General features: G+C 63.6%; 13 protein-coding genes. 4 read left to right on the plus strand and 9 right to left on the minus strand.

Annotated features, from left to right (window positions below; genetic code table 11):
* Positions 1-59 precede the first annotated feature (59 nt).
* The 9 genes from FXB38_RS36235 to FXB38_RS36275 all read right to left on the minus strand — a co-directional run bounded on the left by FXB38_RS36235 (position 60) and on the right by FXB38_RS36275 (position 9,962).
* Positions 60-1,343 carry a glycerate kinase type-2 family protein gene (locus FXB38_RS36235; protein ID WP_148755726.1) on the minus strand — a complete coding sequence of 428 codons (1,284 nt, stop codon included), beginning with the start codon at positions 1,341-1,343 and terminating at the stop codon, positions 60-62.
* Positions 1,344-1,542: 199 nt separating this feature from the next.
* Positions 1,543-2,772 (minus strand): ABC transporter substrate-binding protein, encoded by a 1,230-nt coding sequence (locus tag FXB38_RS36240; protein ID WP_148755727.1) that lies wholly within the window; start codon positions 2,770-2,772, stop codon positions 1,543-1,545.
* Positions 2,773-3,006: 234 nt separating this feature from the next.
* Positions 3,007-4,233 carry an ABC transporter substrate-binding protein gene (locus FXB38_RS36245; protein ID WP_148755728.1) on the minus strand — a complete coding sequence of 409 codons (1,227 nt, stop codon included), beginning with the start codon at positions 4,231-4,233 and terminating at the stop codon, positions 3,007-3,009.
* Between the two features lie 119 nt (positions 4,234-4,352).
* On the minus strand, positions 4,353-5,582 hold the full coding sequence (locus tag FXB38_RS36250; protein WP_148755729.1) for an ABC transporter substrate-binding protein: 1,230 nt from the start codon (positions 5,580-5,582) through the stop codon (positions 4,353-4,355).
* Between the two features lie 29 nt (positions 5,583-5,611).
* Entirely contained in the window at positions 5,612-6,628 is a 1,017-nt protein-coding gene (locus tag FXB38_RS36255; RefSeq protein ID WP_148755730.1) for a branched-chain amino acid ABC transporter permease, read from the minus strand.
* Positions 6,629-6,630: 2 nt separating this feature from the next.
* The gene (locus FXB38_RS36260; RefSeq protein ID WP_148755731.1) at positions 6,631-7,509 is read right to left on the minus strand and encodes a branched-chain amino acid ABC transporter permease; all 879 of its coding nucleotides are present in this window, start codon (positions 7,507-7,509) and stop codon (positions 6,631-6,633) included.
* A gap of 12 nt (positions 7,510-7,521) precedes the next feature.
* Positions 7,522-8,235 (minus strand): ABC transporter ATP-binding protein, encoded by a 714-nt coding sequence (locus FXB38_RS36265; RefSeq protein WP_148755732.1) that lies wholly within the window; start codon positions 8,233-8,235, stop codon positions 7,522-7,524.
* Positions 8,232-9,029 carry an ABC transporter ATP-binding protein gene (locus FXB38_RS36270; RefSeq protein ID WP_148755733.1) on the minus strand — a complete coding sequence of 266 codons (798 nt, stop codon included), beginning with the start codon at positions 9,027-9,029 and terminating at the stop codon, positions 8,232-8,234. The genes FXB38_RS36265 and FXB38_RS36270 overlap by 4 nt, the downstream gene beginning before the upstream one ends.
* A 66-nt stretch (positions 9,030-9,095) precedes the next feature.
* Positions 9,096-9,962 carry an IclR family transcriptional regulator gene (locus tag FXB38_RS36275; protein WP_148755734.1) on the minus strand — a complete coding sequence of 289 codons (867 nt, stop codon included), beginning with the start codon at positions 9,960-9,962 and terminating at the stop codon, positions 9,096-9,098.
* 129 nt (positions 9,963-10,091) lie between these two features.
* Between FXB38_RS36275 and FXB38_RS36280 the strand changes: the two genes are divergently transcribed.
* The 4 genes from FXB38_RS36280 to pimD all read left to right on the plus strand — a co-directional run bounded on the left by FXB38_RS36280 (position 10,092) and on the right by pimD (position 16,493).
* The gene (locus FXB38_RS36280) at positions 10,092-12,188 is read left to right on the plus strand and encodes a 3-hydroxyacyl-CoA dehydrogenase NAD-binding domain-containing protein (protein WP_148755735.1); all 2,097 of its coding nucleotides are present in this window, start codon (positions 10,092-10,094) and stop codon (positions 12,186-12,188) included.
* Between the two features lie 145 nt (positions 12,189-12,333).
* Entirely contained in the window at positions 12,334-14,007 is a 1,674-nt protein-coding gene (gene pimA, locus FXB38_RS36285; RefSeq protein WP_148755736.1) for a dicarboxylate--CoA ligase PimA, read from the plus strand.
* Between the two features lie 19 nt (positions 14,008-14,026).
* The gene (gene pimC / locus FXB38_RS36290) at positions 14,027-15,217 is read left to right on the plus strand and encodes a pimeloyl-CoA dehydrogenase large subunit (protein ID WP_148755737.1); all 1,191 of its coding nucleotides are present in this window, start codon (positions 14,027-14,029) and stop codon (positions 15,215-15,217) included.
* Between the two features lie 133 nt (positions 15,218-15,350).
* Positions 15,351-16,493, plus strand: a complete 1,143-nt coding sequence (pimD, locus tag FXB38_RS36295; protein ID WP_148755738.1) for a pimeloyl-CoA dehydrogenase small subunit — start codon at positions 15,351-15,353, stop codon at positions 16,491-16,493.
* The last annotated feature ends 208 nt before the right edge of the window (positions 16,494-16,701 follow it).

Here is a 16,701-nt window from a genome sequence, read left to right on the forward strand (position 1 = left end):
CTGCGCGTACTGGATTCCCCGCCTGCGCGGGGAATGACAGTGTCGCTGGGGCTGCCGTCTCAATCCACCAGGATCACCCGGATATCATTCACATTCGTCAATGTCGGGCCGGGCATCAGCAGATCGCCCGTCGCCTCGAAGAACGTCGTCGCGTCGTTGTTGTCGAGATACGCCTGCGGCTGAAGCGCTAGCGCCTTCATCTTCGCGAATGTCGCGGCGTCGATCAGGGCGCCGGCGGGGTCGGTGGGATGGCCGGCGCCGCCATCGGCGCCATCGGTGTCGCCGGCGAGTGCGGAGATGTTGGGCGTGTCCTTGAACAGCCCAGCGAGCGCCAGCGCATATTCCTGGTTCGGGCCGCCGCGACCATGGCCGCGCACGGTGACCGTGAGTTCGCCGCCGGAGAGGATCGCGACGCGCTTGCCTTGCGCGCGGGCCTGCAGCGCGAGCCTGGCGTGATCGGCCGCGACGTCGCGGGCCTCGCCTTCGAGATCGGCGCCGAGATCGATGGTCTCGTAGCCGGCGTCCTTTGCGAGCTTCACCGCGGCGTCGAGCGACTGCTTCGGGCGCGCGATCAATTCGAAACGCGCGCGCGCAAAGGCGGCATCGCCCGGCTTGGCGCTTTCGTTGGCGGGATCGTCGAGCGCACGGCGCACGGCATCGTCGATGGCGAGCTTGTACTTTGCGACGATCGCGCGCGCATCCGCAAGCGTAGTCGGATCGGGCACGGTCGGGCCCGAGGCGATCGCGGACGGATCGTCATGCGGCACGTCGGAGATCGCGAGCGTCACGATCTCGGCGGCGTTTTGGCCCGCGCGCGCCAGACGCCCGCCCTTGATCCGCGACAAATGCTTGCGCACGGTATTCATCTCGCCGATCGGCGCGCCCGAGCGCAGCAGCGCCTTGTTGACCGCCTGCTTCTGCGCAAAGCTGATGCCGTCGACCGGCGCGATCCAGTTGGCCGAGCCGCCGCCGGTGAGCAGCACCAGCAGCAGATCGTCAGGCCCGGCTTGGCCCGCGAGCGCGAGCGTGTCGGCGGCGCCCTTGAGGCCAGCCTCATCCGGCACGGGATGGCCGGCCTCGACGACGCGGATGCGGCGCGTCGGCACGCCATAGCCATGGCGCGTGGTGGCGATGCCGACGAGCCGCTCCGGCGCGAGCGCGAGCGTATCGAGATAATGCCGCTCCGCAGCCGCGGCCATCGCGGCGGCGCCCTTGCCGGCGGCGAGGCAGATCACGCGCCCCTTCGGCACAGGGCGCAGATGCGGCGCCAGGATCGTGTTGGGATGGGCGGCGGCAACGGCGGCGGCGTAGAGCGCGCGGAGCAGGGGGCGGCGGTCGGTCATGACGATGGCCTTCGGCAAACTCGTGAGCAGACTAAAGCGAGGGCGAGAGGGCCGCCCATGACCTGCCTACCGCATCAGGCGCCAAAGCGTAAGCCGGCTTTGCCATCATTCGATTGTGCAATCGCGTGATCATAATTGGCGCGCAAACGAAAACCTCCTGCGATAGCTTCGCGGGAGGTTTTCTGTCCGCCGTTTCGGGCTAGCCGCCGACGTCGGCGCTGATCACGTCGCCGAACAACTCAAACTTCTCGCCCTTGAACTTCTCAAGCTGAAGCTGGCTGATCGGCGCGAAATCGGTCGGCGAGGTGTTGATCTTCACGCCGGGCAGCAGCGCCTCGGTGCGGAAGTCCTTCAAGTTCGCCGCCTGCTTCATGATGTTCTCGCGCGTGAGATCGTCACCGCACTGCTTCAGCACCTGGACCAGTGTCTGCGCCACGGCATAGCCGACGATGGTGCCCTTATCGAGCTTGTCGCCGTCGGGGAAGTATTTTCCCATGAACGCCAGGAATTCTTTCATGCCGGCATCATTGGCCCATGCGGGATCCGACACGTCCTTCAGATAATCCGCCGAGATGACATCCTGACCGTTCTCGAAGCCGGCCGGCTTCATCACGCTGCCGACGGAGGCCGAGACGTTGTTGAGGAAGTGCAGCGGCTTCCAGCCGATCTCGGCCACCTTCTTGATCGCTTGCGCGGCAAATTTCGGCGTCGTGATATTCATGAAGACATCGGCGCCGGTCGACTTCATCTTGACGATGTGGTTGTCGATGGTCGGCTCGGAGGTCTCATAGCTCTCCTCCATGACGATCATCGAGGCGGCCTTGGCGCCAAGGCCGTCCTTCAGGCCCTTGAGATAATCCTTGCCGTAGTCGTCGTTCTGGTAAAGCACGGCGATCTTGGCGTCCGGCTTGTTCTTCAAAAGCCACTTCGCATAGATCTGTGTCTCGCTCTGGTAGTTGGGCTGCCAGCCCATCGTCCAGGGGAAGTTCTGCGGGTCGTTCCACTTGGTGGCGCCGGTGGCGACGAACAGCTGCGGCACCTTCTTCGAGTTCATGTATTTGTGGATCGCCGAGTTCGGCGGCGTGCCGAGCGAATTGAAGATGAACAGCACCTCGTCGCTCTCGACCAGCTTGCGCGCCTGCTCCACCGTCTTCGGCGGCGAATAGGCGTCGTCATAGCTGATGTAATTGATCTTGCGGCCGTTGATGCCGCCTTCGTCGTTGATCTTCTTGAAATAGGCGGCTTCGGTCCGCCCGATGATGCCGTAGGCGGAGGCCGGTCCGCTGTAGGGCATGATGTTGCCGATCTTGATCTCGGTGTCGGTCGCGCCGGTATCGTATTTCTTCTGGGCCGATGCGACGGAGGTCGTGGCCGCGATGAGCGCGAGCGCCAGTGACGCGGCCGCAAGCTTGCCGGTGACAGCGGGCATTCAAATCTCCCTATTTTCTTGGTGTGTGTGCGCTCCTTTTCTTGTCTTGACTGTTTTTGGCGACGCGACCGCAATTCAATACGATTTACCTGATGCCTTCAACAGAAAGCCCCCGCGACAACGTCGCAGGGGCTGCGTCTTTAGTAGTCAGGAAGGACGGCGCCGTCCTGTGCAACTGCGAGAAGGCGAGACCGCCTTGAGTTGCCTGAATGGCATCAAGCTATTCTGAGTTGCTCAGTGACCGGGGTCACTCGAGATGATATCGCCGAACAATTCCCAGGTCTTGCCCTTGAATCGCATCATCTGGAGCTGCTCGATCGGCGCGAAATTGTCGGGCGCGGTGTTGATCTTGATGCCGGGCAGCAGCGTGTCCGGCTCGAAATCCTTCAAGGACGCCGCCTGCTTCATGATGTTGTCGCGGGTGAGATTGTCGCCGCACATCTGCAGCACCTTCACCATGGTCTGGGCGGCGGCATAGCCGAACACCACGCCGGCATCGAGCTTGTTGGCCTTCGGATCAAACTGCGCGAGGAAGTTGTAGAACCTCTTCATGCCGTCATCGGCGTTCCATTGCGGGTCGGAGCCGTCCTTGATGTAGCTCGCCGACAGGATGCCTTGCGAGATCTCGAAGCCCGCCGGCTCGATCACGCCGCCGACGGAGGCCGAGACGTTGGAGATGATGTGCATCGGGTGCCAGTTGATCTCGGCCGCCTTCTTGATCGCTTGCGCCGCGAATTTCGGCGTAGTGATGCTGATGAAGATGTCGGCGCCGGCGGCCTTCAGCTTCACGACGTGCTCGTCGATCGCAGGCTCCGAGGTGTCGTAGGGCTCCTCCATCACGATCATCGAAGCCTTGGCGCCGAGCCCGTCCTTCAGCCCCTTCAGATAATCCTTGCCGAAATCGTCGTTCTGGTAGAGCACGCCGATCTTGCCGTCCGGCTTCTCCTTCAGGATGTACTTGGCGTAGATCTTGGCCTCGCTGGCATAGCTCGGCTGCCAGCCCATGGTCCACGGATAGTGCTCGGGATCGTTCCATTTCGAGGCGCCGCTCGCGACGAACAATTGCGGCACCTTCTTCTCGTTCATGTATTTCCGGATGGCGCCGTTGGTGGAGGTGCCGAGCGAGCCGAAGATCAGCAGCACGTTGTCGCTCTCGACCAGCTTGCGCGCCTGTTCCACCGTCTTCGGCGGCGAATAAGCATCGTCATACGAGATGAACTTGATCATGCGGCCGTTGACGCCGCCCTCGGCATTGAGTTTGTTGAAATAGGCTTCCTCGGCCTTGCCGATCACGGCGTAGGCCGAGGCCGGGCCGCTATAGGGCATGATGTTGCCGATCCTGATTTCGGTATCGGAGGCGCCGCTGTCGTAGGACTTCTGTGCCAGCGCGGGATTGCTCATCGCAGTGCACAACGCGAATGCGGCCGAAAGCGCCGCAACCTGAAATCGAACGACAGCCATTGCTCTCCTACCCCAACTGGATCGGCGTCGCATTGAACAAGATTGATGCACGACGTCAACAAAAAGCCCCCGCGGGAGAGCGCGGGGGCCTTTCAACCTTGGACTACAGCGTCAGCGTGTCACTCCGTGGCGACGTCGCCGCTGATGATCTCGCCGAACAGTTCCCACTTTTCGCCCTTGAAGCGCTGCATCTGCAGCTGCGAAATCGGGGCGAAGTCGGTGGCGCTGGTGTTGATCTTGACGCCGGGCAGCAGGGTGTCCGGTGCAAAATCCTTTAAGGAAGCGGCCTGCTTCATGAGGTTGGCGCGGGTGAGGTCGTCACCGCACATTTCCAGCGCCTTGACGAGGGTCGAGGCTGCGCCATAGCCGTAGACCGTGCCGGTATCGGTCTTGTCGGCGCCCGGCATGTACTTGTCGATGAACTCGTTCCACTTTTTCATGCCGGGGTCGGTGTTCCACTGCGGGTCCGTCGAGTCCTTGGCATAGGCCGCCGACAGCACGTTCTGCGAGGCTTCGAAGCCGGCCGGCTTCATCACGCTGCCGACGGAGATCGACACGTTGGTGAGGATCTGCAGCGGCTTCCAGTTCAGCTCGGCTGTCTTCTTGATGGTCTGGGCCGCGAACTTCGGCGTCGCATAGATCAGCAGCACGTCGGGATTGGCAGCCTTGATCTTGACGATGTGGCCGTCGATCGACGGCTCGGAGACCTCATAGCTCTCTTCCAGGATAATTGCGGACGAAGCCTTGGCGCCAAAACCGTCCTTGGTGCCCTTGAGGTAGTCTTTGCCGAAATCGTCGTTCTGATAGAGGATCGCGATCTTGGCGTCGGGCTTCTCCTTCATCAGCCATTTCGCATAGATCTGCGCTTCGCTCTGGTAGGACGGCTGCCAGCCGATGGTCCAGGGGAAGCTCTTCGGGTCGTTCCACTTGGTCGCGCCGGTGGCGACGAACAGCTGCGGGATCTTCTTGGCGTTCAGATATTTCTGGATCGCGGAGTTCGAGGGCGTGCCCAGCGGGTTGAACACGGCGAGCACCTCGTCGCTTTCGACCAGCTTGCGGACCTGCTCGACGGCCTTCGGCGGCGAATAGCCGTCGTCATAGGTGACGTAGACGATCTTGCGGCCGTTGATGCCGCCCTTGTCGTTGATCATCTTGAGATAGGCTTCTTCGGTCTTGCCGATGATGCCATAGGCCGAGGCGGGGCCGCTGTACGGCATGATGTTGCCGATCTTGATCTCGGTATCGGACGCGCCGGTGTCGTATTTCTTCTGGGCGAGTGCTGCGCCGGAGGTGAGGGTCGCGACCGCCGTTACGAGCGCGGTGGTCCGCAGTGTTCTTCCGAAAAACAAATCTGGTCTCCTTCCTTAATTGATTGATTTCAGTTCTTTCTGAGCCGTCCGGCGAGTTGCTGGCCCAGGATTGCGACTTGCCTTGCGCCATGCGGCACGAGGTAGATGACGGCGAACAGGAGCACGCCGAACACGGCGCCGGACAGGCCCTTGGAGATGCCCTCCGCGATGTTCGGCACAAAGATGATGAAGGCCGCGCCGACGATCGAGCCGGGCAGCCAGCCGACGCCGCCGACGACCATGCCGAGGAACAGCTGGATCGCGAGCGTGATGGTGAAGCTGTCGGGCGCGACGAACTGCACCGCGATGGCGCTCAGGCCCCCGGCGACGCCGGTGACGGCCGCGGAGACGCCGAAGGCGAGCGTCTTGTACAGCGCGACGTTGATTCCCATGGCGGACGCTGCGATCTCGTTGTCGCGGATCGCCATGAAGGCGCGGCCCGAGCGGGAGCGCAGCAGGTTGACCGAGAAGATGTAGATCGCGAGCACGACGACGAGCGTGAAATAATACAGCCACATGTCCTGTGACATCGGCAGGCCGAACGGCGCATCGGGCTTGGTGACGACGAGGCCCTGCACGCCGCCGGTCCAGTGCTCGAGGAAGTTCAGCTTGAGCAGCTGTGGCATCGCGGTGGCGAGCGCGAAGGTCGCAAGCGCGAGGTAGACGCCGGAGAGCCGCAGCGCCGGCTGGCCGAACAGGAAGCCCGCGCCGAAGCAGACCACGGCCGCGGCCGGCAGGCAGAGGAAATAGGGGACGTTGAACTGCTCCATCATCACAGCGGTGACGTAGGCGCCGATGCCGTAGAACGCGCTCTGGCCGAGCGAGAACTGGCCGGACCCGCCAGTCAGGATGTTCAGCGCCAGCACGGCGAGGCCCAGATACAACAGCTGGGTCAGCTGGAAGATCACGAAGTTCTTCGCAAACAGCGGCACGGCGATGAGAAGCAGCAGCACCAGCAGCGAGGTGCCCGTGCCCAGCGTCATGGCCCGCTTCGGAACCGCTTCGACGGCCGGGGCTTCCGTGACGACGTCTTCTGCAGCGCTCATGATCAAACTCGCTTGACGATGTGCCGGCCGAACAGACCAGCGGGTTTGACGACCAGGACGGAGATGATCAGCGCGAGCGCGATCGGGAGTTTGAGCTCGTTGCCGACGCCGGGGATGTAGGTGCCGGCGAGGTTCTCGAAGATGCCAACCAGGAAGCCGCCGACCACGGCGCCGAACGGGCTGGTCAGCCCGCCAAGCACGGCGGCGGCGAAGCCGTAGATCAGCACGCCGCCCATCATGTTGGGCTCGAGGAACACGACCGGCGCGATCAGCATGCCGGCGATGGCGCCGATGGCAGACGCCATGCCCCAGCCCAGCGCGATCATCCAGGAGGTGTTGATGCCGACCAGGCGGGCCGATTCAGGCACCGAGGCGGCCGCCCGCATCGCAAGCCCGATCCGCGTGTACTGGAAGAAGAAATAGAGCGCGATCAGCAGCAGCACGGTGACGCCGATCATGCCGGCCTGGTGGGTCGAGATCAGCTGGCTGCCGAGGAACGGCGAGGAGCCGAACGGGGTCGGATATTGCTTGATGGTGAAGTCCCAGATCAGCCCGGCCGAGGAGTTGATGATCGCATAGAGTGCGATGAAGCCGGCGACATTGGTCAGGATCGGCGCCTTGGCCAGCGGTTTGAACAGGATGCGCTCGATGGCGATGCCGCCGACGAAGGAGAGCACCAGTGCGATGATGAACGCGCCCCAATAGGGCACGCCCCACTGCATCAGCTGCCAGGAGATGAAGGTCGAGAACATCGCCATCTCGCCTTGCGCGAAATTGAGATGGTCGATCGCCTGGTAGATCATGACCACCGCGAGCGCCATGCAGGCGTAGATGGCGCCCGTGGCAATCCCGGCCAGGACCTGGTTGGTAAACAGTTCCATTGTCCCGGCTCCTCAGTAACCCAGATAGGATTTGCGGATTTCTTCGTTGTTCGCGATGTCCTTGGCGTTGCCGGACATCACGATACGGCCGGTCTCGATCACATAGGCCTGGTCGGCGAGCTCGAGCGCGAGCTGGGCGTTCTGCTCGACCACCAGGATCGACACCTTGTCCTCGCGGTTGATCTTGCCGAGGATGCCGAACAGGTCGCGCACCACCAGCGGCGCGAGGCCAAAGGACGGCTCGTCGAGCAGCATCAGCCGCGGCCGCAGCATCAGCGCGCGCGCGACCGCGAGCATCTGCTGCTCGCCGCCGGAGAGCGTGCCGGCTTGCTGGGTGTGGCGCTGCTTCAGCACCGGGAAATGCGCATACATGCGCTCGATGTCGGAGACGATGCCCGCATTGTCCTTGCGGGTGATGGCACCGAGCTGGAGGTTCTCCTCCACCGTCATGGTGGTGAAGGTGCCGCGGCCCTGCGGCACATGGGCGATGCCGAACCGCACGATGCTCTCGGTGGAGCGGTGGTTCAGCGGCTTGCCGTCGAACTCGATGCCGCCGGTCGAGCGCACCATGTTGCAGATCGCGCGCAAGGTCGTGGTCTTGCCGGCGCCGTTGGCGCCGAGCAGCGTGGTCAGCGAACCTTCGTTGAGCGAGAAGGAGAGGCCGTGGAGCGCCTGGACCTGGCCGTAATAGGCGCGCAGGTCCTTGACGTTGAGCAGCGTCGTCATTGGTCCTTGCTCCCGAGATAGGCCGTGATGACGTCGGGGTTCACCTGCACCTGGGCGGGCGTGCCTTCCGCAAGCTTCTTGCCGAAATTCAGCGCGACGACGTGGTCGGCGATCGACATCACGAGACCCATGTGGTGCTCGACCAGCAGCACCGTCATGCCGCGCTCGTCGCGGATGCGGCGGATGAGGTCGCCGAGCACGTGGACCTCCTCGTGGTTGAGGCCGCCGGCGGGCTCGTCGAGCAGCAGGATCTTCGGATCGGCCGCGAGCGCCCGCGCCAGCTCAACGCGCTTCTGCGTGCCGAAGGGCAGGCCGGAGACGGTGGTGTGGGCGACGTCCTCGAGGTCGAGATAGGCGAGGATCTCGTGCACCTTCTTGTTGATGCTGCTCTCGCTGCGGCGAATCCAGGCCAGCCGCAGCGAGTCGCTGATGATGTCGGAGGAGGTGCGGGCGTGCGTGCCGACGCGGACATTGTCCATCACCGAGAGATTGGGAAACAGCGCCACGTTCTGGAAGGTGCGGCCGATGCCGATCTCGGCGATCCGGTGCGGCGGCCGCGTCAAGATGCTCGCGCCGTCCATCAGGATGTCGCCGGACGACGGCTGGTAGAGGCGGGAGAGACAGTTGAAGAGCGTGGTCTTGCCGGCGCCGTTGGGGCCGATCAATCCGAGGATCTGGCCCTTGTGCATGTCGAACGACACGCCGTTGAGCGCGACGATGCCGCCGAACACGACGCTGACGTCGCGAACAGCGAGCAGGGGCGATATCCCCTGCGCGAGCTGTGCCTGCGTCATGTCGTCTCGCCCACACTATTCCGCGGGCGAAGGGGCGATGCGAACCGCTCCCGATGATGACAAAGGCTATCTGAATCCCTCGGCCACACGCGCAACTTTTCCTCCTGATTTCAGCTTTTTGCTGACTTCTTTTTTGGATTGCGGCATCAGACCCCCAAGTGCCGCTTCGATGTTCCTTACCATCGCCAGCAGTCGCGGTCCAATGTCGTTGATCAAACGCTCTTCCGTGAAGCGGAATGCGGGCGCACCGCAATTGAATGCGTAGGGACCGGTTCCGTCGTTGAGCTTGAGCGCGACGCCGGCGGCGCCGATATCGTCGTGCCAGTCGCCGACGGACATCGCGAAGCCGTATTTCGCAACCGTCTCGCCTGAACGCTCCAGTCCGTCGCGCATCTTGGGCCAGCGGCTGCCGTAATGTTCGCGCAGAATGCGGGAGACTTCAGCGCGGCCTTCTTCGTCGAGTGCCCAGAAGTAGGCGCGGCCCATCGCACTGGTTGCAATCGGCACGCGGGAGCCGACGTCGAGTTGAACGCCGACCGTCTCGCTGCCACGGCTCTGCCCGAAATAGATCATGCTGTGACGGTCGCGGCCGCCGACGGCGACGGCGCCGCCGGTCGCGCGCATCATTTCTTCGCGAAACGGTTCGGACAAATGCCGAACGCCGAGATTGGCGAGCGCCGCATAACCAAGCGACATCGCCGCCGGTGTGAGCTGATACTTCTCGAAGCGGGGAACCGGCGCAAGATAACCGAGCTTCGTCAACGTATAGGTCAGGCGTGATACGGTCGGCTTGGGCAGATTGGTCCGCGCCGCGATCTCCTGGTTGCCGAGCAGGCCGTCATTGGGTTGGAATGCGCGCAATACATCCAGTCCGCGGGAAAGCGCGACGACGAAATTCCGATCGGTCGCGGTCTTCTTTGCTGTACGCTTCATCCCGGATCTGCTCTTGCGCGGAGTCGTTGACAAGCCACGTGCTTCAAAATAACCCTGCCGTCAAGATGCGGAATTAAATTCCGCACTGCGAAATCGAATAAAAGTAAATCCCCACCAAGGAGGGAAACCGTGAGCGAAGTGGTCAAGTTAGAGCGTCATGACGAAGTCGGGATCGTCACGGTCAACAGCCCTCCGGTCAATGCGCTGAGTGCCGCAGTCCGCGGTGGTATCCTGGAGTGCATCAAGGCCGCCATCGCCGATCCCGCGATCAAGGGCATCGTGCTGACCTGCGCCGGCCGCACCTTCATTGCCGGCGCCGACATCACCGAATTCGGCAAGCCGCCGAAGCCGCCAGGCCTCAACGAAGTGCTGGCCGAGATGGAGAATTCGCCGAAGCCGATCGTCGCCGCGATCCACGGCACCGCGCTCGGCGGCGGCCTCGAGGTCGCGTTGGCCTGTCATTTCCGCGTGGCTGTCAAAGAGGCAAAGCTCGGCCTGCCCGAGGTGAAGCTCGGCCTGCTGCCCGGTGCCGGCGGCACCCAGCGCCTGCCGCGCGCGGTCGGGCCGGAGCTCGCCGTCAAGATGATCGTCGGCGGCGATCCGATCGGTGCGGCGGAAGCGCTGAAGAATGGCCTGATCGAGGAGATCGTCGAAGGTCCGGCGTCCGGCGGCGAGGCCTTCGTCCGCAAGCTGCTGGCCGAGAAGCGTCCGCTACGCCGCCTGCGCGACGACGATTCCAAGATTGCGGCGGCCAAGGCCGACCGCTCGATCTTCACCAATGCGGTTGCCGCCATGACCAAGAAGTCGCGCGGCCTGGAAGCGCCGTTCGCGGCGGCCGACGCCGTCGGCTACGCCATCGACCTGCCGTTCGACGAAGGTTTGAAGAAGGAGCGCGAGGGCTTCCTCAAGCTCGTCGCCAGCGACCAGTCCAAGGCGCAGCGCTACGCCTTCTTCGCCGAGCGTGAAGCCAGCAAGATCGCGGGCGTCCCTGAAGGCACCAAGTCGCGCCCCGTTAACCGTGTCGCCATTCTCGGTGCCGGCACCATGGGCGGCGGCATCGCGATGTCTTTTGCCAATGCCGGCATCCCCGTCACCCTGATCGAGACCGGCGAGGAGCAGCTCAAGCGCGGCATGGGCATCATGCAGAAGAACTGGGAAGCGACCGCCGCACGCGGCGGCATCCCGGCGGATGCGCCGGCCAAGCGCATGGCGCTGATCAACGGCGTGGTCGGCATCGAGAACGTCGGCGACGCCGACCTCGTCATCGAAGCCGTGTTCGAGACCATGGCGGTGAAGCAGGAAGTGTTCGGCAAGCTCGACCAATACGTCAAGCAAGGCGCTGTGCTTGCCTCCAACACCTCGTACCTGAACATCGACGAGATCGCGAAGGCGACCAAGCGTCCGCAGGACGTGCTCGGCATGCACTTCTTCTCGCCGGCCAATGTCATGAAGCTGTGCGAGATCGTGCGCGCCGACAAGACCGCGCCGGATGCCCTCGTGACTGCAGCCACGATCGCCCGCAAAATTGCAAAAGTGCCGGCCGTGGTCGGCGTCTGCGACGGCTTTGTCGGCAACCGCATGCTGGCGCAGCGCGGCAAGCAATCCGAGAAGCTGTTGTTCGAAGGCGCGCTGCCGCAGCAAGTGGACGCCGTGGTGACGAAATTCGGCATGCCGATGGGCCCGTTCGCGATGGGTGATCTCGCCGGCCTCGATATCGGCTGGCGCTCGCGCAAGGACCGCGGCATCAAGTCGGAGATCGCGGACGCGCTGTGCGAAGCCGGCCGCTTCGGCCAGAAGACCGGCAAGGGCTATTACAAGTATGAAGCCGGCTCCCGCGCGCCGCTGCCCGATCCGGAGGTCGAGAAGCTGATCGACGAGACGCTGCTGCGTCTCGGGCGCAAGAAGCGGATCGTCAGCGACGACGAGATCCTCGAGCGCATGATGTACCCGATGATCAACGAGGGCGCGAAGATCCTCGAAGAGGGCATCGCGGCGCGTCCCTCCGACATCGACGTGGTCTGGCTCTATGGCTATGGCTGGCCGATCTACCGCGGCGGCCCGATGTTCTGGGCCGACAGCGTCGGCCTCAAGCACATCGCCGACCGTCTCGCCTTCTACGCCAAGGAGACCAACGACCCGAACCTCGAGCCCGCGCCGCTGCTGAAGAAGCTCGCGGCGGAGGGCAAAACGTTCGCCTCGCTCGCTGCGGCGTCAAAGGCGGCGTGATGGAGGCTACCTCCCCGCTCGTCATTCCGGGATGGCCCAAAGGGCCAGACCCGGAATCCATTTCACCCCTGATTTCGTGGCCTGATGGATTCCGGGCTCGCGACTTTGTCGCGCCCCGGAATGACGACTGATTGTGATGTAGAAAATGGCCCATCCCGGCGAACAGTTTTACCCCGAGGGCGTGCATTGGGACGACTCCATCGTCCAGGGCACGCTGCCTGACCTGCTCTCGACGGCCGCGGCAAGTTACGGCCCTCGCACCGCGCTGGAATTTCGCGATCGTCCGATCACCTATACCGAGCTCGCCGCCATGGCCGAGCGCGCGGCGGCTGCGTTCCTGCGTGCCGGCTGCGGCAAGAGCAGCTCTGTTGCGCTATTCCTCGGCAATACGCCGGATCATCCCGTCAATTTCTTCGGTGCGCTGAAGGCAGGCGCCCGGGTCGCGCATCTGTCGCCGCTCGACGGCGAGATCGCGCTGACGCACAAGGTTTCCGACTCCGGCTCGCGCCTGCTGGTCACGTCGAACCTGCAGGCGTTGTTGCCGACCGCGTTGAAATTTCTCGAGAAGGGGCTGATCGATCGCCTCGTCGTCTGCGAGGACGACAGCTGGGGCAAGGTCGGCACGCCGCAGGCGGCGATCCCAAGTGATTCCCGCATCGTCACCTTCAAGGCCTTCGTCGAAGCCGCGCCGCTGCCGGCGCAATGGCCGACTGTGGCGGTCGATGACGTCGCGCTGCTGCAATATACCGGCGGCACCACCGGCCTGCCGAAGGGCGCCATGCTCACGCACGGCAATCTCTCCTCCGCGGTGTCGATCTACGACGTCTGGGGCAAGCCGGCACGCGCGGCGCGCGGCGACGTCGTCGAGCGCGTGATCTGTGTGCTGCCGCTGTTCCACATCTATGCGCTCACCGTCGTGCTGCTGTCCTCGCTCAGCCGCGGCAATCTGATCTCGCTGCACCAGCGTTTCGATGTCGAAGCCGTGATGCGCGACATCGAGGTCAAGCGCGCGACCTATTTTCCGGGCGTGCCGACGATGTGGATCGCGATCGCGGCACTTCCCGATCTCGACAAGCGTGACTTCTCTTCGCTCGCCGCGATCGGCTCCGGCGGCGCGCCGCTGCCGGTCGAGGTCGCGAGCTTCTTCGAGCGCAAGGTCGGCAAGAAGCTCAAGAGCGGCTGGGGCATGACCGAGACCTGCTCGCCCGGCACCGGCCACCCGCCTGTCGGTCCCGACAAGCCCGGATCGATCGGATTGATGCTGCCCGGCATCGAGCTCGACGTCGTCTCGCTGGAAGAGCCCACGAAAGTGCTGCCACCGGGCGAAGTCGGCGAGATCCGCATCAAGGGCCCGAACGTCACCAAGGGCTATTGGAACAAGCAGCACGACTCCGCGGAGTATTTCTCCGAAGGCCGCTTCCTCACCGGCGACATCGGCTATGTCGACACCGACGGCTATTTCTTCCTGGTCGACCGCAAGAAGGACATGATCATCTCTGGCGGCTTCAACGTCTATCCGCAGATGATCGAGCAGGCGATCTACACCGTATCGGGCGTGCACGAGGTGATCGTGCTCGGCATTCCCGATCCGTATCGCGGTGAGGCCGCAAAGGCCTTCATCAAGCTCAAGCCGGACGCAAAACCGTTCTCGCTCGACGAGCTGCGCGCGCAGCTCGCCGGCAAGGTCGGCAAGCACGAATTGCCGGCGGAGGTCGAGTTCGTCGACGATCTGCCGCGCACGCCGGTCGGAAAGCTGTCGCGCCACGAATTGCGCCAGCGGCAGAAATCAGGTCAAAAGCACGATATAAACCAGGAATAACGCTTCACAGGAGGATCCGATGGATCTCGCATTCACGAAGGAAGAGCAGGCGTTTCGCGAGGAAGTGCGTTCATTCTTCCGCGACAACGTGCCGCCGGACACGCGGCGCAAGCTGGTCGAGGGCCGCCACCTCTCGAAGGACGAGATGGTGACGTGGTGGCGCATCCTCAACAAGAAGGGCTGGGGCACCAGCCACTGGCCGACGCAGTATGGCGGCACCGGCTGGACAAGCGTGCAGCACTACATCTTCAACGAGGAGCTGCAGTCCTATCCGGCGCCGCAGCCGCTCGCCTTCGGCGTCAGCATGGTCGGCCCGGTGATCTACACCTTCGGCAACGAAGAGCAGAAGAAGAAGTATTTGCCGCGCATTGCCAATGTCGACGATTGGTGGTGCCAGGGCTTCTCCGAGCCAGGCTCAGGATCCGACCTCGCCTCGCTGAAGACCAAGGCCGAGCGCAAGGGCGACAAGTGGATCATCAACGGCCAGAAGACCTGGACGACGCTCGCCCAGCACGCCGACATGATCTTCTGCCTCTGCCGCACCGACAACAATGCGAAGAAGCAGATGGGCATCTCCTTCATCGTGTTCCCGATGAAGTCGAAAGGCGTCACCGTGCGCCCGATCCAGACCATCGACGGCGGCGTCGAGGTCAACGAAGTCTTCTTCGATGATGTCGAGGTTCCCTACGAGAACCTGATCGGCGAGGAGAACAAGGGCTGGGATTACGCCAAATTCCTGCTCGGCAATGAACGCACCGGCATTGCGCGGGTCGGCGTCTCCAAGGAGCGGCTGCGCCGCATCCGCGATCTCGCCGGCAAGGTCGAATCCGGCGGCAAGCCGATCATCCAGGACGCCGCGTTCCGCGAGAAGCTGGCGGCCTGCGAGATCGAGCTGAAGGCGCTCGAGCTGACCCAGCTCCGCGTCGTCGCCGACGAGGGCAAGCACGGCAAGGGCAAGCCCAATCCGGCGTCGTCGGTGCTGAAGATCAAGGGCTCCGAGATCCAGCAGACCACGACCGAGCTGCTGATGGAAGTGATCGGCCCGTTCGCCGCACCCTACGATGTGCACGGCGACGACGGCTCCAACGAGGCCATGGACTGGACCGCCCAGATCGCGCCGAGCTACTTCAACAACCGCAAGGTCTCGATCTACGGCGGCTCCAACGAGATTCAGCGCAACATCATCGCCAAGGCGGTGCTGGGACTGTGATCGCGCACTATCACCACGCACTCACCGTCATGGCCGGGCTTGACCCGGCCATCCACGCCTAGCGGCACGAAAGAACGTGGATGCCCGGCACAAGGCCGGGCATGACGAAATCGATACCGGGAGAGCAAAGAACATGGATTTTGATTTGACCGAGGAGCAGCGGCTCCTGAAGGACAGCATCGACGGCCTGCTGACCGATTGCTACGATTTCGAGAGCCGCAAGACCTACATGAAGGAGAAGGGCGGCTGGAGCAAAGCCGTCTGGGGCAAGCTCGCCGAGCAGGGTCTGCTCGGTCTGCCTTTCGCGGAAGCCGATGGCGGGTTCGGCGGCGGCGGCGTCGAGACCATGATCGTGATGGAAGCGCTCGGCAAGGCGCTGGTGCTCGAGCCGTATCTGGCGACCGTCGTGATCGGCGGCGGCTTCCTGCGCCATGCCGGCACCGATGCGCAGAAGGCCGCGCATGTGCCCGGGATCGTCGACGGAAGCAAGACGCTGGCGTTCGCCCAGCTGGAGAAGAACTCGCGCTACGATCTGTTCGACGTCGCCACGACGGCGAAGAAGAAAGGCGAGGCTTACGTCATCGACGGCGAAAAGTTCGTCGTGCTCAACGGCGAGAACGCCGACACCCTCATCGTCACCGCGCGGACCAAGGGCAACCGCCGCGATACGACCGGCATCGGCGTGTTCCTGGTGCCTGCGAATGCCAAGGGCGTGACCAAGAAGTCTTACCCCACGCAGGACGGCCTGCACGCCGCCGACATCACCTTCACCGGTGTGGAGGTCGGCGCAGACGCCGTGCTCGGCAACCCCGATGACTCGCTCGCCCTGATCGAGCGCGTGGTGGACGAGGCCCGCGTCGCGCTCTGTGCGGAAGCAGTCGGCCTGATGGACGAGTCGCTGAAGACCACCGTCGAGTACATCAAGACGCGAAAACAATTCGGCGTCGCGATCGGCTCGTTCCAGTCGCTGCAGCACCGCGCCTCCGACATGTTCGTCGCGGCCGAGCAGGCGCGTTCGATGTCGATGTTCGCGACCATGGCGGCCGATTTCGAGAACGCCAAAGAGCGCTCCAACGCGATTGCCGCGGCCAAGGTTCAGATCGGCAAGTCGCTGAAATTCGTCGGCCAGCAGTCGATCCAGCTCCACGGTGGCATCGGCATGACCATGGAGGCGAAGATCGGCCACTACTTCAAGCGCCTGACCATGATCGAGAACACTTTTGGCGACACCGACTACCACCAGCGCCGGGTCGCGGATGCGGGCGGGTTGGTCTGAGTGATCTAAACCACACGAAGACTGTCATGCCCCGGCTTGACCGGGGCCCAGTACGCTGCGGCAGCAGTTCGTTCACGCAACATCCGCTGCGGAGTACTGGATCGCCCGGTCAAGTGGCCGGGCGATCCAGTACTCCGAGACGGTTGTGATTGAACCGACAGGCCGCGGCGTACTGGATGCCCCGCCTTCGCGGGGCATGACAGCGTCG

This window comes from Bradyrhizobium cytisi (assembly GCF_008123515.1).
Classification (GTDB): Bacteria; Pseudomonadota; Alphaproteobacteria; order Rhizobiales; family Xanthobacteraceae; genus Bradyrhizobium; species Bradyrhizobium cytisi.